The sequence below is a fragment of the Pseudomonas sp. Z3-6 genome (assembly GCF_051131985.1).
Classification (GTDB): domain Bacteria; phylum Pseudomonadota; class Gammaproteobacteria; order Pseudomonadales; family Pseudomonadaceae; genus Aquipseudomonas; species Aquipseudomonas zanjanensis.
The window spans coordinates 4,418,588-4,439,689 of record NZ_CP071644.1 but is presented as its reverse complement, the minus strand read 5'-3'; the positions used below and the strand labels follow the sequence as shown (position 1 = coordinate 4,439,689).

The following is a 21,102-nucleotide window of genomic DNA, read 5'->3' as shown; positions in this document are numbered from 1 at the left end:
GTTGGGGATACAGAGGCCGATCTGTCGATGCCTGTGTCGTCGACAGACCGGTCCGCAGTCTTTCCGTTTAGTTGTCGTAACCCAGGTTCGGCGCCAACCAGCGCTCCGTCACACTCAGATCCTGGCCCTTGCGCGCGGTATAGCTCTGGACCTGATCCTTATCGATCTTGCCCACCGCGAAGTACTGCGCCTGGGGATGGGCGAAATACCAGCCGCTGACCGCCGCTGCCGGGAACATGGCGTAGTGTTCAGTGAGGAACACGCCGCTGCGTCCGGCTTTCATTTCACTGGCTTCGGGATCGAGCAGGCGGAACAGCGTGGCCTTCTCGGTGTGGTCCGGACAGGCCGGGTAGCCCGGGGCAGGGCGGATGCCGGTGTATTGCTCCTTGATCAGCGCCTCGTTGTCCAGGCTTTCGTCCTTGGCGTAACCCCAGTGTTCCTTGCGCACCTGCTGGTGCAGCCATTCGGCGCAGGCTTCGGCCAAACGGTCGGCCAGGGCCTTGACCATGATCGAGTTGTAGTCGTCGCCGGCCTCTTGATAAGCCTTGGCGACTTCTTCGGCGCCGATGCCGGCGGTGGTGATGAAGCCGCCAACGTAGTCGGTGACGCCGCTGTCCTTCGGCGCGACGAAGTCGGCCAGGGAGAAGTTCGGCTTGCCGTCGGTCTTGATGATCTGCTGGCGCAGGTGATGCAGGCGCGCCAGTGGCTTGCCGTCGTCGCCATAGACTTCCAGGTCGTCGTCATGCACCTGGTTGGCCGGCCAGAAGCCAAACACGGCGCGGGCGCTGATGAGTTTCTCGTCGATCAGCTTGCGCAGCATCGCCCGGGCGTCGGCGTACAACGCCGTGGCCGCTTCGCCGACCACTTCGTCGGTGAGGATGCGTGGGTACTTGCCGGCCAGGTCCCAGGAGATGAAGAACGGTGTCCAGTCGATGTATTCGGCGAGGACGTTCAGGTCGATGTCGTCCAGCACCTTGGCACCGGTGAAGGTCGGCTTGACCGGCTGGTAGCTGCTCCAGTCGAACTGCGGCTTCTTCGCCACGGCCGCCGGGTAGCTCAGGCGTTCGGTACGGGCGCTGCGGTTGGAGGTGCGCTCGCGCACGTCGATATAGTCCTGGCGGGTTTTCTCGACGAACGCCGGCTTGAGCTCCTTGGACAGCAACTGGGTCGCCACGCCCACGGCGCGGGAGGCGTCGGTGACATAGATCACCGCGTCGTTGCTGTACTTGGGCTCGATCTTCACTGCTGTGTGGGCCTTGGAGGTCGTAGCACCGCCAATCATCAACGGCAGGTGGAAATCCTGGCGCTGCATCTCCCGCGCCACGTGCACCATCTCATCCAGGGACGGGGTGATCAGGCCGGACAGGCCGATGATGTCGCACTTCTGCTCCTTGGCCACCTGCAGGATCTTCTCCGCCGGCACCATCACGCCCAGGTCGACGATGTCATAGCCGTTGCACCCCAACACGACGCCGACGATGTTCTTGCCGATGTCATGCACGTCGCCCTTGACCGTCGCCATGAGGATCTTGCCCTTCGCCTCTGGCTTGTCGCCTTTTTCCGCCTCAATGAACGGGATCAGGTGCGCCACCGCCTGCTTCATCACGCGGGCGGACTTGACCACTTGGGGCAGGAACATTTTGCCGGCGCCAAACAGGTCGCCGACGATGTTCATGCCGGCCATCAGCGGGCCTTCGATCACCTCGATCGGCCGGGCGAACGACAGCCGCGACTCCTCGGTGTCTTCGACGATGTGGGTGGTGATGCCCTTGACCAGCGCGTGCTCCAGGCGCTTGTTCACTTCCCAGCCGCGCCATTCTTCGGTTTCCGCTTCCTTGACGCTGCCGTCGCCCTTGTACTTGTCGGCGATGGCGAGCAGGGCGTCGGTGCCCTCGGGGGTGCGGTTGAGGATCACGTCTTCCACGGCGTCGCGCAGCTCCACCGGGATCTGGTCGTAGATCTCCAGTTGGCCGGCGTTGACGATGCCCATGGTCAGGCCCGCGCGGATCGCATACAACAGGAACACCGAGTGAATCGCTTCGCGCACAGGGTTGTTGCCGCGGAACGAGAACGACACGTTGGACACGCCGCCGGAGGTCAGTGCGTAGGGCAGTTCGTCGCGGATGTAGGCGCAGGCGTTGATGAAGTCCACGGCATAGTTGTTGTGCTCCTCGATACCGGTGGCAACGGCGAAGATGTTCGGGTCGAAGATGATGTCTTCCGGCGGGAAGCCGACTTCATTGACCAGGATGTCGTAGGAGCGCTTGCAGATTTCCTTCTTGCGCGCCTCGGTGTCGGCCTGGCCGGCTTCGTCGAAGGCCATCACCACCACCGCGGCGCCGTAGCGCTTGCACAGCTTGGCGTGGTGGATGAACTGCTCGACGCCTTCCTTCATGCTGATGGAATTGACGATGCCCTTGCCCTGGATGCACTTGAGGCCCGCTTCGATCACTTCCCACTTGGAGGAGTCGATCATGATCGGCACCCGGGAAATGTCCGGTTCGCCGGCAATCAGATTGAGGAAGGTCACCATGGCCTTCTTCGAATCGAGCATGCCCTCGTCCATGTTGATGTCGATCACCTGGGCGCCGGCCTCGACCTGTTGCAGGGCCACTTCCAGGGCTTCGGTGTAGTTGTCCTCGCGGATCAGCCGGGCGAACTTGGCGGAACCGGTGATGTTGGTCCGCTCGCCGACGTTGACGAACAGCGAGCTGCGGTCGATGGTGAATGGTTCCAGGCCCGACAGGCGGCAGGCCCGGGGAATCTCCGGAATCTGACGCGGCGCATAGCCGGCCACGGCCTTGGCGATGGCTTCGATGTGCGCCGGGGTGGTGCCGCAGCAGCCGCCGACGATATTCAGGAAACCGCTCTGGGCAAACTCTTCGATGACCTTGGCCGTCTCGGCCGGCAGTTCGTCGTATTCCCCGAATTCGTTGGGCAGGCCTGCGTTGGGGTGGGCCGAGACGTGGGTGCTGGCCTTGTTCGACAGTTCTTCCAGGTATGGGCGCAGTTCGCTGGCGCCGAGGGCGCAGTTCAGGCCGACCGAGATCGGCTTGGCGTGGGCCACCGAGTTCCAGAAGGCTTCGGTAGTCTGGCCGGAGAGGGTGCGGCCGGAGGCATCGGTGATGGTGCCGGAAATCATGATTGGCAGTTCGACACCCAGCTCTTCATAGACGCCTTGCACGGCAAAGATCGCCGCCTTGGCGTTCAGCGTGTCGAAGATGGTTTCGATCAGGATCAGGTCGGCGCCGCCTTCGATCAGGCCCTTGGTGGCCTCGGTGTAGTTCTCCACCAGTTCGTCGAAGGTCACGTTGCGGTAGCCGGGGTTGTTCACGTCCGGCGACAGCGAGCAGGTGCGGCTGGTCGGGCCGAGCACGCCGGCGACGAAGCGCGGCTTGTCCGGGGTTTCCAGGGTCTTGGCGTCGGCCACTTTACGCGCCAGGCGCGCGCCTTCCAGGTTCAGCTCGTAGGCCAGGCCTTGCATGCCGTAGTCGGCCTGGGACACCTGGGTAGCGTTGAAGGTGTTGGTTTCCAGGATGTCGGCACCGGCATCCAGGTAGGCTTTTTCAATGGCGCCGATCACGTCGGGGCGGCTCAGCACGAGCAAATCGTTGTTGCCCTTGACGTCGCTCGGCCAGTCGGCAAAACGCTTGCCGCGGTAGTCCTGTTCTTCCAGCTTGTAGCTCTGGATCATCGTGCCCATGCCGCCGTCGAGGATCAGGATGCGTTCCTTGAGGGCTTGCTGGAGAAGATAAAGGCGAGCGCTGCGATCAGACATAGGACTACCTGGAAAAAAGACCATTACGAAGGCCGGGATAATAGCAAACCTGTGCAGGATTTGATCATGACGGCTTTTGCATGAATATCGCTCATGTTTGCAAGGCGATGCTGGCCCGGTAGAATCGCCGGATTATCTCTTAGGGACCCGAGACATGCCGTACCGCGTCTTATTCGGCAGTCTGTTGCTGCTGTTGTCTTTTACCGCAGCCGCCGGGAATCCCGCTTCCGCGATCTCCTACACCCGCGATATCCAGCCGATCTTCACGGAAAAATGCGTGGCCTGCCATGCCTGCTACGACTCCGCCTGCCAGTTGAACCTGGGCAGCGGCGAGGGCGCGGCGCGGGGGGCGAGCAAGCTGTCGGTGTATGACGGCGAGCGGCGCCAGGCGGCCGACCCGACCCGCTTGTTCTATGACGCCTCCGGCCCGCGCGCCTGGCAACGCAAGGGCTTCTATTCAGTGCTCGACGCCCAGGGCAGCCAGGCTGCGTTGATGGCGCGCATGCTGGAGTTGGGCCATCGCACGCCGTTGCAGCCTAACGCCAAGCTGCCGGAAGAGATCGTCCTGGGCCTCAACCGCGACAACAGTTGCGCGATGCCGGGTCAATTCGACGAATATGCCGGCGCCCATCCCAAGGAAGGCATGCCCCTGGCCGTCACCGGCCTGACTGACCAGCAATACCAGACCCTGCAGCGCTGGCTGGCGGCCGGTGCGCCTATCGATCAGCAGGCCCTGGCCCCAAGCGCCGCCGAAGCCTTGCAGGTGGTGCAATGGGAAAACCTGCTCAATGCCCCGGGCGCCCGGGAAAGCCTGGTGGGCCGCTGGTTGTTCGAACACTGGTTCCTGGCGCACATTTATTTCAAGGGCGGCGAGCCGGGGCATTTCTTCCAGTGGGTGCGTTCGCGCACACCCACGGGCCAGCCGATCGACCTGATCAACACCCGCCGTCCCAACGACGATCCTGGTACCCGCATTTATTACCGGCTCTGGCCGGTACAGGGGGTGATCGTGCACAAGACCCACATCACCTACGGCTTGAGCGCGGCGAAAATGGCACGCATCAGGAGCCTGTTCTACAGCGGCAACTGGCAGGTCAGCGCGCTGCCGGGTTATGGGCCGGAGCGCCGGGCCAATCCTTTTTCCACCTTCGAAGCGATCCCGGCCCAGGCCCGCTACCAGTTCATGCTCGATAACGCCGAGTACTTCGTGCGCACGTTCATTCGCGGGCCGGTGTGCCGTGGCCAGATCGCCACGGATGTGATCCGCGACAATTTCTGGGCGCTGTTCCAGGCCCCCGAGCACGACCTGTACATCACCGATCCGAACTACCGCGGCCAGGCCACGCCGCTGTTGGCGATGCCGGGGCAGAACGATGACGTGGGCAGTGTCGTCAGCCTGTGGCTCGACTATCGGGACAAACGTAACGAATACGAAGCCTTGCGCCGCGACAGCTATGCCGAGCTGCCGGCACCGAGCTGGTCGACGCTGTGGGCCGGCAACGACAACGCGCTGCTGAGCATTTTCCGGCATTTCGACAGTGCTTCGGTCACCAAGGGGCTGATCGGCGAGGTACCGCAGACAATGTGGCTGTTCGACTTCCCGTTGCTGGAGCGTACCTATTATCAGCTGGCGGTGAATTTCGACGTGTTCGGCAACGTGTCCCACCAGGCCCAGACCCGGTTGTATTTCGACTTGATCCGCAACGGCGCGGAACAGAACTTCCTGCGCTTGATGCCCGCTGACTCCCGCGAAGACTACTTGGACGACTGGTATCAGGACGGTGGCAAAGTCAAGATGTGGCTCGATTACGAGGCCATCGACAATGACAAGCCGACGGCCCTCAAGCTTGACGAGCACGACCCCAAGCGCGATTTCACCCAGCAATTGCTAGCCCGCTATGGCGAGCTGAACGCGCGCCCCGATCCGCTCAACCGCTGCGACGGAGCCTACTGCTCACGCCCGAACATCGACCCGACGCTGCAAAACGCCGAGCAGGCCCTCAGTCGGCTGGTGTCGCGCCCGGCGGCGGGGCTCAAGGTGATCGATCAACTGCCGGAAGCGACGATGCTGCGCGTCGAAACCGTTGGCGGTCGTCGTGAGGTCTACAGCCTGCTGCGCAACCGCGCCCACAGCAACGTGGCGTTCCTGCTGGGCGAGGAACGGCGCTACCAACCGGGGCTGGACACGCTGACGGTCTACCCGGGCGTGCTCAGCAGCTATCCGAACTTCCTGTTCAACATTCCGGCCGGGCAAGTGCCGGCTTTCGTCGAAGCCATGCAGGGCGCCCAGGACGCGCCGGCGTTCGAGCGGATTGTCGAGCGCTGGGGGATTCGCCGCAGCCACCCGCAGTTCTGGTACTACTTTCATGACCTGAGCCAGTACATCCAGGAGACGGAGCCCGTGGAAAGCGGTGTGCTGGACATGAATCGCTACCAGAACCTCTGATCGACAGGTCCGGTGGCAAACCCCGTGCCGCCGGATGCTTTCCTGACAAAAATACTAGGACTTTGTCCGGCGCGATGATTGGCGTAAACTGCCGGCAAGCCTGCGAGGAGTTTCCATGACCGCCATAACCATTACCGATGCCGCCCACGATTACCTGGCCGACCTGCTGTCCAAGCAGAACACCCCAGGTATCGGGATCCGCATCTTCATCACCCAGCCCGGCACCCAGTACGCAGAGACGTGCATCGCCTACTGCAAGCCGGGGGAAGAGAAACCCGAAGACACCGCGTTGGGGCTCAAGAGCTTCACCGCGTACATCGACTCGTTCAGCGAAGCTTTCCTGGACGATGCGGTCGTCGACTACGCCACCGACCGCATGGGCGGCCAGCTGACCATCAAGGCGCCGAACGCCAAGGTGCCGATGGTCAATGCCGACAGCCCGGTCAACGAGCGCATCAATTATTACCTGCAAACCGAAATCAACCCGGGGCTGGCCAGCCACGGCGGCCAGGTGTCGCTGATCGACGTGGTGGAGGACGGCATCGCCGTGCTCCAGTTCGGCGGCGGCTGCCAGGGCTGCGGCCAGGCCGACGTGACCTTGAAGGAAGGCATCGAGCGCACCTTGCTCGAGCGCATCCCGGAGCTCAAGGGCGTACGCGACGTGACCGACCATACGCAGAAAGAAAACGCCTACTACTGATAGGTGTTCGCTGCGCGCAAAACGCTGTGGCGAGGGAGCTTGCTCCCGCTCGATTGCGAAGCAATCGCCAGGTAATCGATGCATTCTCGTGATGATGCAGGGTTGCCAGGGGACCGCTTCGCGGTCCAGCGGGAGCAAGCTCCCTCGCCACAAAAGCTTCGGTGATCGGCGCGTAAACCTGTGGGCACCTGCCGAACCCTGTGGGAGCTGCGGTGACCGTCACTTTTCTTGTCGCTGCAAATCCCTGTGGGAGCGAGCTTGCTCGCGAAGGCGTCGGCACATTCGACAGCGTCGTCAACTGACCTGCCGCTATCGCGAGCAAGCTCGCTCCCACAGGGGAATCTGGGTTAGCTCTTGCTGAGGGAGTCAGGGCCGGTAGAGATGCGCATGCCCGGCGCGGTACAGCGAGGACTCGCTGAACACATCGTTGCCCAACACCCGTCCTACCAGAATCAGCGCCGTGCGGCGAAAGCCCTTGGCTTGTACCTTTGTCGCGATATCGTCCAACCTCCCCATCACCCAATCCTGATCTGGCCAGGTCGCCCGGTGGATCACCGCGATCGGGCAATCGCCGCCATAGTGGGGCCGCAGTTCGTCGACGATCTTTTCCAGATGATTGACCCCCAGGTGAATCGCCATGGTCGCCCCGTGCTGCGCCAGGCTGCCCAGTTCCTCCCCGGCGGGCATCGGGGACTTGTCGGCGTAACGGGTGAGGATCAGGCTCTGGGAGATGTCCGGCAAGGTCAGTTCGGCGCCCAGCAGCGCGGCGCAGGCTGAGGTCGCGGTTACTCCCGGGATGATCTCGAACGGGATGCCCAGTTCCCGCAGGCAGCGAATCTGCTCGCCGATGGCGCCGTACAAGCTCGGATCGCCGGAATGTACCCGGGCCACATCCTGGCCCTTGAAATGGGCGCTCTTGATCAATTCGATGATTTGTTCCAGATGCAGCTCGGCGCTGTTGATCACCTGTTCGGCACAATGGCCTTCGAGGACGGCGGTCGGCACCAGCGAGCCGGCGTAGATGATCACCGCGCACTGGCGGATCAGTCGTTGGCCTTTGACCGTGATGAGGTCCGGGTCGCCGGGGCCGGCGCCGATGAAGTACACGGTCATTGACCGGCTCCTGAGAAAGGTGGGTGAGCGTCGCCCAGATGAATATCGCTCATGATCCTGGACGCCGATTATCGGGTTTTACACCACGACCGCCAATGCCAACGTGCATTGGGGGCCTTTCTGTCGGGGGATCAGCAGTGTTGACGGCGTGGTGCCCAACGGGTCGGCCAAGGCCAGGGCAGCGCTTTCGGCGATACCGTAGCAACCGGTTCGCTCGAAAGCGATCTCGGAACGGTGACTGAGCCGCGGCTCGTACTCGGCCAACTGTTCGGCACTGAAGCAGGTCAGCGGCAAGCCCAATTGCCCGGCCAGTTCCAACAGCCCTGGCTCGTCACGCTTGAGGTCGATACTGGCCAGGGCCCGTACCTGGTGAAGCTCGATGCCGTGGGCCAGCAACGTCTGTTCGAGCAAGGCCCGCAGCATGCTGGCCGGGCAACCGCGCTGGCAGCCCAGGCCGATCACCAGGATCGGCGCGGCGCTCATGCGTCGTGGTGAGCTTGGTCGCCACGGCGAAACAGCCAGGCGCTGATCAGGCCCAAGGCCAGCCAGAACGCGACGTTGGTCACCTGCGAGGCGATCTTGAACTGGCTCTCAAGCGCTTCGGGTGCCAGCATCGAATGGACTTCCGGTTGCGGCGCACCGATGACGTGGGGCACCAGCAACGTCGCCACGCCCAGTACCTTGAGCAGCCAATGCTGGCCGAAGGCGATCAAGGCAATGCCCACCGCCGTGGACGCCGCGGTGCCAATCCACCACATTTGTCGCTGGGCCAGGTCGGCCGCCGCGGTGCCGGGCAACTCCGGGGGCAGGCCGAGGGTCGGTGCCAGGACGAAGGTGGCATAACCGGCCAGGCCCCAGAGCAGGCCTTGGGAGGTGCGAGTCGGTGCGCGCAAGGTGTACAGGCCCGCCAGCATCAGGGCAAAACCCACGGCGACCACCAGGTTACCGCCGGTAGTGGACAATACCCGCTGCCAGCCGTCTTCCGGCTCCCAGGCTTCGGCGTCATGGGTATGGGCGGCCCCGTCGGCGTGTTCGTGAACCTCGGTCGCCGGAGCCTTCTCGAAGGTTTCCGCCTGGAGAATCAGCGGCGATACCCAGAAACTCTGCAACAGGGTCAACAGCAGGGCGGCCAGCAAACCGCTGAAACCGGCGGTCTGGGCGATACGCTTGATCATGTCGTCGGTTCTCAATGGCAGGGGAAGGCGGCGCTGTGGCGGGTATCGTGGGCGGCGTTGTGCACCGCTTCGATGTGGGAGAACCCGGCGAAATAGACCAGCCCCGCCCCCAGGATCGAAGCCAGGATCGCGGCGCTCAGGCGTTGGCTCAGGGTGGTGGTGCTGCTGGTGGAGCGGGCGGTGCTGCTGATGGTCGACATGGCGCTTCCCTCTGTTTTTGTTCCGTGGGGGATGCGAGCGCGATGAGACCCCGGGCGAAAGCCCGCCAAGGTTCGAACAGCGCCCGCCCACCGCGGGTTTGTTGATGCTTGAGTCATGGGCCGGTCTCCGGGCTCACGAGGGGCTGGGCTTGTGCCTGGCCTGCAAGCGTCACCCTTCCCATGTCCGTGGACACAGTGGTTCAGACGCTTCGCTCGCTTACCGTTGCGGGGGCAGCACCGGACTGACGTGGGCTTGGAGTAAAGCACACGATTCACCGGTTTCCCGTTTCACCCTGTGAAGGGCACCCGTAACTAGGCGCACAGGAGAGCATGCGCGGGGGCGGGGCGTCAATTGGCAAGGTGCCGCCTACCCCTACACATGTAGGGTATTCATCCAGCATTAAGTGATATTTAATTCACCTTCAAATCAAGGCGGTGCTGTTAATCAGGTAACTCAGTCATGAACTTTTTTGGAGGCGCTTGAAATTAGCGGGGCGCAGTTAGGGGTGTCTAGGTGAAAATGGAGTTTGATCTGCGGACTGAATGCCGCTGTTCTATAACAGAAGAGAAGGCAAAGTTTTTAGGGTTCGCCAGCATGGTCATGTTCATGTGCAGGCAGTATTCCACCTTTCGGATGCTGACATTGGATTTCTGGCTGTCGCCTGCAATTGATCATAGGCAAATAGTGTTTTTCTTTGATCGTACTGGGCTGCCTAGGGGGTATGTGACTTGGGCGTACTTGGCGCCTGATTCAGAGGAGCGCTTGCTCACGGATCCACAGTTTTTGCTTCACCCTTCGGAGTGGAACGAAGGGGGTAGAACTTGGATTATTGATTTTTGTTTTCCTGTCGGGGGTGCAAGAGAGGCTATAGGGAGGATGAAGGAAATTTTCCGAGGGGAGGGTGTTAATAGAGTTTACTGGGCTCGCAAACGTCCCTATGCCGCACATTGCGGACGTTTAAATAGCTGTTCAATGAAGCTGCGGGGCTTTTAGATTTTCAAGGGCAATTAAGGTTGTTTGGTTGGTGCTTTTAAAGATTTGCTGGCGGTGGCGGTAAGCTAATTTACTGGAACCGCTTTATTGACCGAAAGGAGATATGGAAATGCGTGATTTGACGTTGGCTGAAATCGAGATGATCAGTGGGGCTGTAGGTCCATTGGGGGCAGTCGCTGGCGCTGCAGCAGCGGGGGCGGGGTATGTTGGAGCGCAGGCAGGAAGCGGCTCATCGGCCACTTGGACAGGAGCGGGTGCAGCTATGTTAGGTGGCGCGGTGGCTGGATTTTTTACGCCCACTACCACCGCACAAGCGGCCGGGGCAGCGATGTTAGGTTTTTATGGCGGTATGGCGGGAGGGTATGTGAGTCGGGGGCTCGGAAATACTGCTGCCTAGCTTCTTAACTTGAATTCGCAGATGGAAGTCCGTGGTTGCACTGTATGGGCGCGTGGCCGCAATGCGGGGTGGACTTCTATCGCGAACTTTAGCTTGTGACAAAAGGTTGCAAGCTCGTGGTTGGGTTTCTTGGTTTTATAGTATTCGGATTTGTTTGTGGTGATGTCTGGAGGGTTTTTTGTAATTGGTGTGGGGTGTCAATTAATTATTGAGGAGGTGGGGTGAGCGCGTTTTCTTGGAGTGAGGTCTGTATGGTGTTGGCTACGGGCGGAGTGTGGGGAGGGGTGGCGCTTCTTGTGATGGCAGCTGTCTGTTTGTTAATTAAAAAAATTACTGGGTTTGAGTTTTCTCAGTCGGTTAAGTATCTGGTTTTCATGGGGGGTGGCTTCATCATGGTGCGCGTATGTTCAGATAATATGCCTATTCGCTTGTGTGGCTGAATAGCTGGTGAAATATAGTGTCAGTGGGTGTTGCCATTTTTTCACAAAGGCCGTTCCTGATTCGGCGGAGGCACGATGGAGACGTTTTCCTGGCGTGAACTTTGTATAGGGTTCATGGATGTTATGTTGGGGCTTGTCGTTATTTTTCTATTGATGACTATTTTTTTATTGCTAAAACGATTGGCTGGGTTTGAGTTGCATCCACCCGTCAGGTTGGTGGTACTTGTTATTTTTGCCATTTTCTTGATGAAAGCCTGCTCGGAAGATGTATCTGTCCCCATGTGCGGCTCAGTTGCCGGTTGGAAGGTCTAAGATGAGTACCGAGTCGCGCCAATCGCGAGCAAGCTCGCTCCCACAGGGATCTTCGCCGGGCCCAAAATTCAAGGCCAATGTAGATCCACTGTGGGAGCGAGCTTGCTCGCGATGAGGCCCGCCCATGCACCGCAAAACGCTCTGGCGATTGACCCGCCCCCACACCCTGCGTAGCCTTGCGCCTTCGAGGTTCTTCGGCATGCGCCGGAGCTAAGAAGGGAACGCGGTCCAAGCCGCGGCTGCCCCCGCAACTGTGAACGGTGAGGTTTCTGCAAGGCCACTGTGCATGCCCTTTTGCCAAAGGCGCACGGGAAGGCGCAGCAATTGCCAGTCGAAAGACCGGCCCGCCGTCAGCCAGGAGACCTGCCTCGAGACAGATTCTCACTACAACCGGGCGGGGTGATCCGGTGGCGAAATCTTCCGCACGCCTGTGCCAGCGGTTGTCGTCCCGTTTGCCCGCCACCTTGCCAAAGGGCATCCGATGAAAACACTGGCCAAACTCCCCGTCACCATCGTCACCGGTTTCCTCGGCTCGGGTAAGACCACCTTGCTGCGGCACATGCTCGACAACGCCCAGGGCCGGCGCATCGCCGTGATCGTCAACGAGTTCGGCGAGCTGGGGATCGACGGTGAGATCCTCAAGCAGTGCACCATCGGTTGCACCGAAGAAGAAGCCAACGGCCGCGTCTACGAACTGGCCAACGGTTGCCTGTGCTGCACGGTGCAGGAAGAATTTTTCCCGGTGATGCGTGAGTTGGTGGCCCGGCGTGGCGACCTCGACCACATCCTCATTGAAACCTCCGGCCTGGCTCTGCCCAAGCCACTGGTCCAAGCCTTCCAATGGCCGGAAATCCGCAGCGCCTGCACCGTCGATGCGGTGATCACCGTAGTGGACAGCCCGGCCGTGGCCGCGGGTACCTTTGCCGCCTTCCCCGACCAGGTCGACGCCCAGCGCAAACTCGACCCGAACCTGGATCACGAATCGCCGCTGCACGAATTGTTCGCCGACCAACTGGCCAGCGCCGACCTGGTGATCCTCAACAAGGCCGACCTGATCAGCCCTGAAGACCTGGCCAGGGTGCGCCTGGAAGTCGCCGAAGAACTGCCGCCAGCGGTCAAGGTCATCGAAGCCAGCAGCGGTCGCCTGCCACTGGACGTGCTGATCGGCCTGGGCGCCGGTTCCGAAGAACACATCGACGGCCGCCACAGCCATCACGACCATCACCATGACGGCGACGACGATGACCACGATCATGACGCCTTCGATTCCATTTCCATCGAACTGCCCCAGGCCGACGAAAGCCTGCTGCTGGATGCACTGACGCAACTGGTGGTCCAGCACGGCGTGCTGCGGGTCAAGGGTTTCGCGGCGATCCCGAACAAGCCGATGCGCCTGTTGATCCAGGGCGTCGGTACGCGCTTCGACAAGCATTTCGACCGTCAGTGGGGCGCCGAGGAAGCGCGGGTCACCCGTCTGGTGCTGATCGGCCAGGCGCTGGATGCCGCGCTGCTCGAAGCGCAGCTGCGCGCCGCCCTCAGCGCCTAAGCCATGCACCTGCTCAGGACCCAGCCCGGCGGTTTCGTGTCGGATGACAACATTGCCGACCTGGGGCAAACCCCCGCCGAACTGGTGATCCTGTGCAGCGGCGATTCCAGCCTGGCGCTATTGGCCGAAGCAGCGCGGCAGTTGCCGGACGACTACCCGCAGTTTCGCCTCGCCAACCCGATGCAGGTGCAGAACCACGCCTCGGTGGACCTGTATTTCGAAGACGTGCTGCAACACGCCAAGGTGATCCTGTTGTCGCTGCACGGCGGCATCGGCTATTGGCGCTACGGCATCGAGCGCCTGATGGAACTGGCTGGACGCGGGGTGAAGCTGATCCTGGTGCCGGGGGATGACCGTCCGGACCCGGAGCTCAGTGACCTGAGCAATGTGGCCGTCGAGGACCGCGACCGGCTCTGGCAGTTCTTGCGCCAGGGTGGCCTGGGCAATGCCCTGGACCTGTTTCACAACCTCGGCAGCCAATGGTTCGGCCGCGATTATCCGTGGGGCGAGCCGCAGGCTTTGCCACGCACGGCCATCTATCACCCGGCGAAAACCAGCGCCAGCCTCGGCGATTGGCAAGCCGACTGGCAGGTCGGGCAACCGGTGGCGGCGGTGCTGTTTTATCGCTCCCACCTGCAAGCGGCGAACACCGCGTTCATCGACGTGTTTTGCCAGCGCCTGCAAGCGGCAGGGCTCAATCCGCTGCCGATTGCCGTGGCCAGTCTCAAGGAGCCGGCTTGCCTGGCGCTGGTAGAGAACTGGCTGGACGAAGTGGAAGCGGGGGTGATCCTCAACACCACCGGCTTCGCTCAATCCAGCCCCGAAGCCCCACATCTGCGACCGTTTCGCCGCAATATCCCGGTGATCCAGGCCATTTGCGCCCAGGACAACGAACCCGGCTGGCGCGCCAACGAGCAGGGCTTGGGACCACGGGACCTGGCGATGCACATTGCCTTGCCGGAACTGGACGGACGAATCATCAGCCGCCCCATCAGTTTCAAGGACTTGGCCTGGCGCAGCGAACGCAGCCAGAGCGACGTGGTCTGCTACCGCGCCGCGCCCGAGCGCATGGATTTTGTCGCCGCACTGGCCCAGCGCTGGACCACCCTGGCGCGCCTGCCCAATGGGCAAAAGCGAGTGGCGCTGATCCTCGCCAACTACCCGACCCGGGACGGGCGCATCGGCAACGGTGTCGGCCTGGACACCCCGGCGGCGGCGCTGAATATCCTGCGGGCCTTGCAGGCCGAGGGCTATCCATTGCCGGCCGAACTGCCGGCGAGCGGCACTGCGTTGATCCAGCAATTGCTCGGCGGGGTCAGTAACGACCTGGACAGCCTCGATCTGCGCCCCTGCCACCAGAGCCTGGCCCTCGATGCCTACCAATCCCTGTTCGACGCGCTGCCCGAGGCCAATCGCCAAGCGGTGCTGGCGCGCTGGGGCTCGCCCGAGCAGGACCCGATGTTCCGCGACGGGCGCCTGATGGTCGCCGGCCTGCGCCTGGGCCTGACGTTTGTCGGCATCCAGCCGGCGCGGGGTTATCAGGTCGATCCGAGCGCGGTGTACCACGATCCGGACCTGGTACCGCCCCACGGTTACCTGGCGTTTTATTTCTGGTTGCGCCACGCCTACGGCGTCCACGCAGTGATCCACGTCGGCAAGCACGGCAACCTCGAATGGCTGCCGGGCAAGGGCGTCGGGCTCTCGGAAAACTGCTGGCCGGACGTGCTGCTGGGGCCGCTGCCGAATATCTATCCATTCATCGTCAACGACCCGGGCGAGGGCGCCCAGGCCAAGCGACGGACCCAGGCGGTGATCATCGACCACTTGATGCCGCCGCTGACCCGGGCCGAAACCTATGGGCCGCTGCGTAACCTCGAGCTGCTGGCCGACGAATACTACGAGGCGCAATTGCTCGATCCGCGCCGCGCCCGGGAGCTGCAGCGGGACATCCTCAACCTGGTGCGCGAGACGCACATCGACCGTGAGCTGCAACTGGATGCCGCCCTGGACAGCGATGCCGACGCGGCGATCTGGCTGCCACGCCTGGACACCTATCTGTGCGACTTGAAGGAGTCGCAGATCCGCGACGGCCTGCACGTTTTTGGCGAGTCGCCCAGCGGGCGGCTGCGCATCGATACGTTGCTGGCGTTGCTGCGCATTCCCCGGGGCGATGGCAAAGGCGCCCAGTCGAGCCTGCTGCGAGCGTTGGCGAAGGCGTTCGGGCTGGGTTTCGATCCGCTGGATTGTGCCTTGGCCGAGCCCTGGACGGGGGAGCGCCCCGACGCGTTGCGTCAGGTCAGTACCGAGCCTTGGCGCACCGCCGGTGATACTCGCGAGCGCCTGGAGTTGTTCGCGGCGCAGTTGATCGAGCGGGCGCTGGACGGTGTCGTCGAGCCACTGGAGGGGGTGGGCTGGGAGACGGTTTTCGACATTATTGAAAACCTGCGGTCCATCGTGGCCCCGCGCCTGGACGCCTGCGGCCCGGCGGAAATGCGTGGCCTGCTCGATGCCCTGGGCGGGCGCTTCGTACCGGCCGGCCCCAGCGGCGCGCCGAGCCGCGGGCGTCTGGACGTGTTGCCCACCGGGCGTAACTTTTTCTCGGTGGACGTGCGCAACCTGCCCACCACCACGGCGTGGCGCATCGGTTTCCAGTCGGCGAACCTGATCCTTGAACGGCACTTGCAGGACCACGGCGATCACCTGCGCCAACTCGGCCTGTCGGTATGGGGCACCGCCACGATGCGCACCGGCGGTGACGATATTGCCCAGGCCATGGCGTTGATGGGCGTGCGTCCGGTGTGGGCCACCGGCAGCCAGCGGGTCGATGACTTCGAGATCCTGCCGCTGAGCCTGCTGGACCGGCCCCGGGTCGATGTCACGTTGCGGGTGTCCGGGTTCTTCCGGGATGCCTTTGCCAACCTGATCCGCTTGTTCGACGCCGCCGTGCAGGCCGTCGCCGCCCTTGATGAGCCGGACGACATGAACCCCTTGGCGGCCAAGGTGCGCAGCGAGCGCGAAGCCTTGCAGGCGTCGGGTCTTGAGCCGGAAGCCGCGGCGCGCCAGGCCGGCTGGCGGATTTTCGGGGCCAAGCCCGGTGCCTATGGCGCGGGCGTGCAGGGTGCGATTGACGGTCGTTTGTGGCAGAGCCGCGAGGACCTGGCCGAGGTGTACCTGAACTGGGGCGGCTACGCCTACGGTGCCAGCGATGAAGGCACCGCCGCCCGGGAGCAGTTCTCCCGGCGCTTGAGCCAGGTGCAGGCGGTGTTGCAGAACCAGGACAACCGCGAGCACGACCTGCTCGACTCCAATGATTACTACCAATTCCAAGGCGGCATGCTGGCGGCGGTCGAGACCCTCAGTGGCGATGCGGCGGCCAGTTACCATGGCGATCACAGCCAGCCGGACTTGCCCAGGATTCGTACCCTGAAGGAGGAACTCAACCGGGTCATCCGTTCCCGCGCCGCCAATCCGAAGTGGATCGACGGCGTGAAGCGGCACGGCTACAAAGGCGCGTTCGAACTGGCGGCGACGGTGGACAACCTGTTTGCCTTCGATGCCACAACGCAGTTGATCGATGACCATCAGTACGCCTTGCTGGCCGATGCCTACCTGCTCGACCCGGACACCCGGGAGTTCGTTCGCCAGCACAACCCCGACGCCCTGCGGGACATGACCGAGCGCATGCTCGAAGCGCAGCAGCGAGGGATGTGGCAGGATCCAGGCGAGTATCGCGAGGCGTTGGAAAATTTGTTGTTGGACATTGAAGAGGATGGCTGAAGTACCTTTGTGGCGAGGGAGCTTGCTCCCGCTGGGTTGCGAAGCAACCCCAAAAGCCGTGACTCAATCCATCTGTCAGACCGAGGTGCCCGATTCGGGTCTGCTGCGCAGCCCAGCGGGAGCAAGCTCCCTCGCCACAGGGGACTATCGAACACTCATGAGACATTCAACATGACCCACACCCCCCATTTTCCACTCTCCGCCGTGGTCGGTGCCGATGACCTGAAACTGGCCCTGTGCCTGGCCGCGATCGACCCGAAAATCGGCGGTGTGCTGATCGAAGGTCCGCGGGGCATGGCCAAGTCCACATTGGCCCGGGGCCTGGCGGACCTGCTGGCCAGCGGTCAGTTCGTCACCTTGCCCCTCGGTGCGACCGAAGAGCGGCTGGTGGGCACCCTGGACCTGGACGCGGCGTTGGGGGAAGGGCGCGCGCAGTTTTCTCCCGGCGTATTGGCCAAGGCCGACGGTGGCGTACTGTATGTCGATGAAGTGAACCTGCTGCCCGACCACCTGGTGGATCTGCTGCTTGATGTGGCCGCCAGCGGCACCAACCTGGTCGAGCGTGACGGCATTTCCCATCGGCACTCGGCGCGCTTTGTACTGATCGGTACCATGAACCCGGAAGAGGGCGAGCTGCGTCCGCAGTTGCTCGACCGTTTCGGCCTGAACGTCGCCCTCGATGGTCACACCGCACCGGCCGAGCGCGGCCAGATCATTCGGCGGCGGTTGGATTTCGACAGCGATCCGTTGGCGTTCTGCACCGATTGGGAGACGGCCCAGCAGCAGTTGCGCGAACGCTGCCAACAGGCGCGCGAGCGCTTGGCCGGGATCGCCCTCGATGATGCGGCGCTGGCGCAGATCACCGAGCGTTGTTTTGCCGCTGGGGTCGATGGCTTGCGCGCCGACCTGGTCTGGCTGCGGGCGGCCCGGGCCCATGCCGCCTGGCGCGGCGCCGCGGCGATTACCGACGAAGATATCGATGCGGTCGCCGAGTTTGCCTTGCGGCACCGGCGGCGCGGGCATTCGGCACCGGCGCCGTCCCAGACGCCGGGGGGGGCGGGGGCGGAAAAAACCGCTGAACCCAACGAAGGCCAGGGCCAGTGGGGCGACCTGCCAGCGCGGGCATTGCCGACCGGGGCCCGGCGCGACGTGCCGAGCTGGCCAAAAAAGCCCTAGGCATTCGCCCCCGTTCGCCGGCGGGGGCGAATGCCAGACCCCGCGCCGGAAGTCTCGACCAGGGTCGCCAGGGCCGGAGCAAAGCGGCGGCCAGCGGTGCGGTGAACTGGCCGGGGACGTTGCTCAACGGCCGACCACGCCGACATGAAGATTTGCGTTGGCACGATCGCCATCGGTCTCCCCATGAGCTGTGGCTGGTCATCGTCGATGCGTCGGCCTCGACCCGGCGTCACCGCGCCTTGAGTGACGGCAAAGGCCTGTTGGCGCAATTGTTCGACGACGCCTACCGACAACGCGCCCGCTTGGCGCTGCTGACAGCCAGCGGCACGCAACCGAACTGGCAGGTGCAGGGGCTAAAGGCCTCGGCCGGTCTGCGCGACTGGCTCGATGGCTTGGGTGCAGGGGGCGGAACGCCGTTGCTGGCGGCGTTGAACGAGGCCGGTCGTTGGCTGGTGGCGCGGCGCAAGCGCTACCCGGCGGAGCAGCATCGGGTGCTGGTAATGACCGACGGACGCGTCAAGGAAGCGCTTTCACCGCCGGTCCTCGATTGCCCGTGCCTGTTGATCGACATCGAAAGAGGCCCGATTCGCCTGGGCCGGGCCCGGCAGTTGGCGAGGCTGTTGGGGGCTGAGTATCGGCATATCGATCAAATGTGATGACTTGAATGTGAGGAGTCTGGTCGGACGCTTTCGCGAGCAAGCCCGCTCCCACATTTGATCTCTGTGAACAGATCATGCGTGAACGCCGCAGAACCCATGTGGGAGCGAGCCTGCTCGCGAAGGCATCACCTCGGTTCTGGATATGCCCACCCAACCCGCATCACTGCACTATGCTCAGCCAGCCCCTCACAGGAGTGAACCATGCGCGTACTCGTCACCAATCCCCAGGACGATTTTCGGGTCAAGGCCTATGCTGGCACCAACGGCGTGCTGCTCGCCATGGACCTGGCTGAACACCGGCGCCAGGGCTTGCTGGGCTTTGCCATCGAGAAGCAGCAGGGCAACAAGCCCTGGCTGTTCCTGTTCAACAGCCTGACCTTCCCCGACAAGGCCCATACCTTTCCCCAATTCCATGCCACCCCCAGTGACAAGGCGCCCCTGCAGAAATTTCGCTGGGCCGACTACGCCGTCAACCCCGGCGTGACGATCCATTACCGTGTGCACCTGGCCTATGGCAGCCCCGAGGCACCGCAGTTGGGCGAATCCCTGGAAGTCACCGTCACCAGCGACGACGGGCAACCGACCAACCAGCGCGTGATTTTCAACCGTGCCGTGGCCGCCAGCCAGGCGTTCCAGCGCAAGTTTCCCGAACTGGACGCGTTGATCGACGCCAACAAGCACCTGTCCATCGACGACTGGCCCGACGCCCCGCGTCGCTGGCTGGAAAACGGTTTGCTGGGGCGCTTGATCGGTTTCATCGACCGGGCGCTGGATGCCAGCTGGGCCTTGGACGTCGCTATCTATGAATACGAATTGCCAGTGATCGTCGACGCGGTGACCGCCGCTCACGCTCGCGGCGCCCGGGTGCGAGTGCTGTACCACGCCGAGCCGGGAGACGACACCACCGCGCGCAACGAAGCCAGTCTCGAGAGCATGCCGGCGGCCAACAAACGTGGGCGGGTCACCCACAACATTTTCCATAACAAATTCATTGTGCTGAGCAAGGTGCAGGGCAGCGGTTCGTTACAACCGGAGGCCGTGCTGTGCGGCAGCACCAACTTCACCGCCAACGGTGTCTACCGCCAGGCCAACGTCGTGCATGTGCTGGACGATCCTCGGATCAGCAGCAGCTATCTCAAGGTGTTCGAGCAAATCTGGGCGACACCCCAAGATGTCGATGCCACTCGCCAATGGTTGAACCTGAACAACGCCATGGCGCCCCAAGAGGCGTTGTTCGCCGGGTTCTCGCCGCGCACCGGGGAGGGCGACCTGGATCGTTTCGTCGACATCATCAAGGGGGCGCGAAAGGACCTGTTGTTCGTCACCGCCTTTGTATTGCCCGACCGCATCCTCGACGCCTTGCTCGGCGCGCCCAATGACGATGTGCTGCGCTATGGCCTGCAAAACACCCGGAGCCGCATCACCGGCTTCCATGCCGACCGCACCGCCGAGTTCGCCGCCACCGCGTTGCTCAACACCGGCCTGGAAGGCTGGCTGCGGGAAAATATGAAAGGCCAGAAGGGCAATCTGCTGGTGCACACCAAGGCCATCGTCACCGACTTCACCAGCGACACGCCGACCATCCTCAGCGGCAGTCACAACCTGAGCGCCGCGGCCAGCAGTGGCAACGACGAGAATTACCTGATCATCCAGGGCGACACCGACCTGGCCGACCGCTATGGCCTGGAACTGCTGCGTTTCTATGAGCATTACCGCTTTCGTTATTTCGCGAAAAAACTCGCCCTCAAGCAGGTCAAGCCGCTGGCGGTGAATGACAGCTGGAGCGATGACTATTACCGCGAGGGGGATTTGCGGATGTTGTCCCGGGTGAGGTTTTGCGGGCGTTAGGTGTAAGTAGTTGATCAGGTGCTAGCATAGGGCCATCTATCGGCCTGGAAGCTGCCATGAAACCCTGTCACGGAACGTCAACTCTACTTCGTACCAGTGTAGCGATCCTGTTGTTGGCCCTGGGGACTTCGGCCCTTGCCGCCAATCAACCGTGTTCCGGGCGCAAGGGCGGTATTGCCGGGTGTGACGGCGATACTTTCTTGTGCAACGACGGTTCCATCAGCGCTTCGAAGAAGTCCTGTTCCGCGGTGCTGGGGCTTCGCAACGATGCCCGGCCGCAATCGCTGCTCAAATCATCCGACGGTTGCCAGTGCGGCAGTGGCAATTACTGCGTCGGGCCCCGGGGCGGGGTCTATTGCCTCACGCCTGGCGGCAGCAAGAGTTACAAGCGCAAATAGCGCGCCCTCTCACCCCTGAAAACACCGCTGATTCATTGTGGGAGCGGGCTTGCTCGCGAAGAGGCCGGCACATTCAAATTCTTGGTTGCCTGGCACGCCGCTTTCGCGAGCAAGCCCGCTCCCACATGTACCTATTCGCAATT

Annotated in this window: 16 protein-coding genes and 2 riboswitches; of the genes, 11 read left to right on the top strand and 5 right to left on the bottom strand. The window is 62.7% G+C overall.

All coding sequences use genetic code 11. The annotated features are described in order from the left end of the window. Positions 1-67 precede the first annotated feature (67 nt). On the bottom strand, positions 68-3,778 hold the full coding sequence (gene metH, locus J3P88_RS19110; protein ID WP_186706676.1) for a methionine synthase: 3,711 nt from the start codon (positions 3,776-3,778) through the stop codon (positions 68-70). A 154-nt stretch (positions 3,779-3,932) separates the two neighbouring features. Here metH and J3P88_RS19105 point away from each other — a divergent pair, with 154 nt between their 5' ends. Both J3P88_RS19105 and nfuA read left to right on the top strand, forming a co-directional pair. Further along, complete coding sequence (locus J3P88_RS19105) at positions 3,933-6,224, top strand: fatty acid cis/trans isomerase (RefSeq protein ID WP_434570987.1); 2,292 nt, start codon at positions 3,933-3,935, stop codon at positions 6,222-6,224. Positions 6,225-6,339: 115 nt separating this feature from the next. Continuing rightward, complete coding sequence (gene nfuA, locus J3P88_RS19100; protein WP_003182850.1) at positions 6,340-6,924, top strand: Fe-S biogenesis protein NfuA; 585 nt, start codon at positions 6,340-6,342, stop codon at positions 6,922-6,924. Positions 6,925-7,290: 366 nt separating this feature from the next. Here the strand turns inward: nfuA and cobM are convergent, their stop codons facing one another. The 4 genes from cobM to J3P88_RS19080 all read right to left on the bottom strand — a co-directional run bounded on the left by cobM (position 7,291) and on the right by J3P88_RS19080 (position 9,412). Continuing rightward, positions 7,291-8,037 carry a precorrin-4 C(11)-methyltransferase gene (cobM, locus tag J3P88_RS19095; protein WP_434570985.1) on the bottom strand — a complete coding sequence of 249 codons (747 nt, stop codon included), beginning with the start codon at positions 8,035-8,037 and terminating at the stop codon, positions 7,291-7,293. A gap of 78 nt (positions 8,038-8,115) precedes the next feature. After that, positions 8,116-8,520, bottom strand: a complete 405-nt coding sequence (locus J3P88_RS19090; protein ID WP_434570983.1) for a cobalamin biosynthesis protein — start codon at positions 8,518-8,520, stop codon at positions 8,116-8,118. After that, positions 8,517-9,212 (bottom strand): CbtA family protein, encoded by a 696-nt coding sequence (locus J3P88_RS19085; RefSeq protein WP_434570981.1) that lies wholly within the window; start codon positions 9,210-9,212, stop codon positions 8,517-8,519. The genes J3P88_RS19090 and J3P88_RS19085 overlap by 4 nt, the downstream gene beginning before the upstream one ends. An 11-nt stretch (positions 9,213-9,223) precedes the next feature. Further along, complete coding sequence (locus tag J3P88_RS19080; protein ID WP_186729008.1) at positions 9,224-9,412, bottom strand: CbtB domain-containing protein; 189 nt, start codon at positions 9,410-9,412, stop codon at positions 9,224-9,226. A gap of 101 nt (positions 9,413-9,513) precedes the next feature. Continuing rightward, positions 9,514-9,737, bottom strand: a riboswitch (cobalamin riboswitch). A 195-nt stretch (positions 9,738-9,932) separates the two neighbouring features. Between J3P88_RS19080 and J3P88_RS19075 the strand changes: the two genes are divergently transcribed. From J3P88_RS19075 to J3P88_RS19035, 9 genes are all read left to right on the top strand, one after another. Next, positions 9,933-10,406: a toxin-activating lysine-acyltransferase gene (locus J3P88_RS19075; protein WP_434576545.1), complete on the top strand. Its 474-nt coding sequence runs from the start codon at positions 9,933-9,935 to the stop codon at positions 10,404-10,406. A gap of 618 nt (positions 10,407-11,024) precedes the next feature. After that, positions 11,025-11,243, top strand: a complete 219-nt coding sequence (locus tag J3P88_RS19070) for a hypothetical protein (protein WP_434570979.1) — start codon at positions 11,025-11,027, stop codon at positions 11,241-11,243. A 75-nt stretch (positions 11,244-11,318) separates the two neighbouring features. After that, complete coding sequence (locus J3P88_RS19065; RefSeq protein ID WP_434570977.1) at positions 11,319-11,555, top strand: hypothetical protein; 237 nt, start codon at positions 11,319-11,321, stop codon at positions 11,553-11,555. A gap of 170 nt (positions 11,556-11,725) precedes the next feature. Further along, positions 11,726-11,940, top strand: a riboswitch (cobalamin riboswitch). A gap of 96 nt (positions 11,941-12,036) precedes the next feature. Beyond that, positions 12,037-13,101, top strand: coding sequence for a cobalamin biosynthesis protein CobW (gene cobW / locus J3P88_RS19060; protein WP_186706683.1), 1,065 nt, complete (start codon positions 12,037-12,039; stop codon positions 13,099-13,101). Positions 13,102-13,104: 3 nt separating this feature from the next. Next, on the top strand, positions 13,105-16,878 hold the full coding sequence (gene cobN, locus J3P88_RS19055) for a cobaltochelatase subunit CobN (protein ID WP_434570975.1): 3,774 nt from the start codon (positions 13,105-13,107) through the stop codon (positions 16,876-16,878). A gap of 171 nt (positions 16,879-17,049) precedes the next feature. Further along, positions 17,050-18,054 (top strand): ATP-binding protein, encoded by a 1,005-nt coding sequence (locus tag J3P88_RS19050; RefSeq protein ID WP_434570973.1) that lies wholly within the window; start codon positions 17,050-17,052, stop codon positions 18,052-18,054. Further along, positions 17,979-18,710 carry a vWA domain-containing protein gene (locus tag J3P88_RS19045; protein WP_434570971.1) on the top strand — a complete coding sequence of 244 codons (732 nt, stop codon included), beginning with the start codon at positions 17,979-17,981 and terminating at the stop codon, positions 18,708-18,710. The genes J3P88_RS19050 and J3P88_RS19045 overlap by 76 nt, the downstream gene beginning before the upstream one ends. Positions 18,711-18,914: 204 nt before the next feature. Further along, positions 18,915-20,561, top strand: a complete 1,647-nt coding sequence (locus tag J3P88_RS19040) for a phospholipase D-like domain-containing protein (protein ID WP_434570969.1) — start codon at positions 18,915-18,917, stop codon at positions 20,559-20,561. A gap of 56 nt (positions 20,562-20,617) precedes the next feature. Next, positions 20,618-20,959: a hypothetical protein gene (locus tag J3P88_RS19035; RefSeq protein ID WP_186706687.1), complete on the top strand. Its 342-nt coding sequence runs from the start codon at positions 20,618-20,620 to the stop codon at positions 20,957-20,959. Positions 20,960-21,102: the final 143 nt, after the last annotated feature.

Coding starts and splice junctions, on each gene's coding strand:
- metH (WP_186706676.1), bottom strand. CDS start 3,778: ATGTCTGATCGCAGCGCTCGCCTTTATCTTCTCCAGCAAGCCCTCAAG.
- J3P88_RS19105 (WP_434570987.1), top strand. CDS start 3,933: ATGCCGTACCGCGTCTTATTCGGCAGTCTGTTGCTGCTGTTGTCTTTT.
- nfuA (WP_003182850.1), top strand. CDS start 6,340: ATGACCGCCATAACCATTACCGATGCCGCCCACGATTACCTGGCCGAC.
- cobM (WP_434570985.1), bottom strand. CDS start 8,037: ATGACCGTGTACTTCATCGGCGCCGGCCCCGGCGACCCGGACCTCATC.
- J3P88_RS19090 (WP_434570983.1), bottom strand. CDS start 8,520: ATGAGCGCCGCGCCGATCCTGGTGATCGGCCTGGGCTGCCAGCGCGGT.
- J3P88_RS19085 (WP_434570981.1), bottom strand. CDS start 9,212: ATGATCAAGCGTATCGCCCAGACCGCCGGTTTCAGCGGTTTGCTGGCC.
- J3P88_RS19080 (WP_186729008.1), bottom strand. CDS start 9,412: ATGTCGACCATCAGCAGCACCGCCCGCTCCACCAGCAGCACCACCACC.
- J3P88_RS19075 (WP_434576545.1), top strand. CDS start 9,933: ATGGAGTTTGATCTGCGGACTGAATGCCGCTGTTCTATAACAGAAGAG.
- J3P88_RS19065 (WP_434570977.1), top strand. CDS start 11,319: ATGGAGACGTTTTCCTGGCGTGAACTTTGTATAGGGTTCATGGATGTT.
- cobW (WP_186706683.1), top strand. CDS start 12,037: ATGAAAACACTGGCCAAACTCCCCGTCACCATCGTCACCGGTTTCCTC.
- cobN (WP_434570975.1), top strand. CDS start 13,105: ATGCACCTGCTCAGGACCCAGCCCGGCGGTTTCGTGTCGGATGACAAC.
- J3P88_RS19050 (WP_434570973.1), top strand. CDS start 17,050: ATGACCCACACCCCCCATTTTCCACTCTCCGCCGTGGTCGGTGCCGAT.
- J3P88_RS19040 (WP_434570969.1), top strand. CDS start 18,915: ATGCGCGTACTCGTCACCAATCCCCAGGACGATTTTCGGGTCAAGGCC.
- J3P88_RS19035 (WP_186706687.1), top strand. CDS start 20,618: ATGAAACCCTGTCACGGAACGTCAACTCTACTTCGTACCAGTGTAGCG.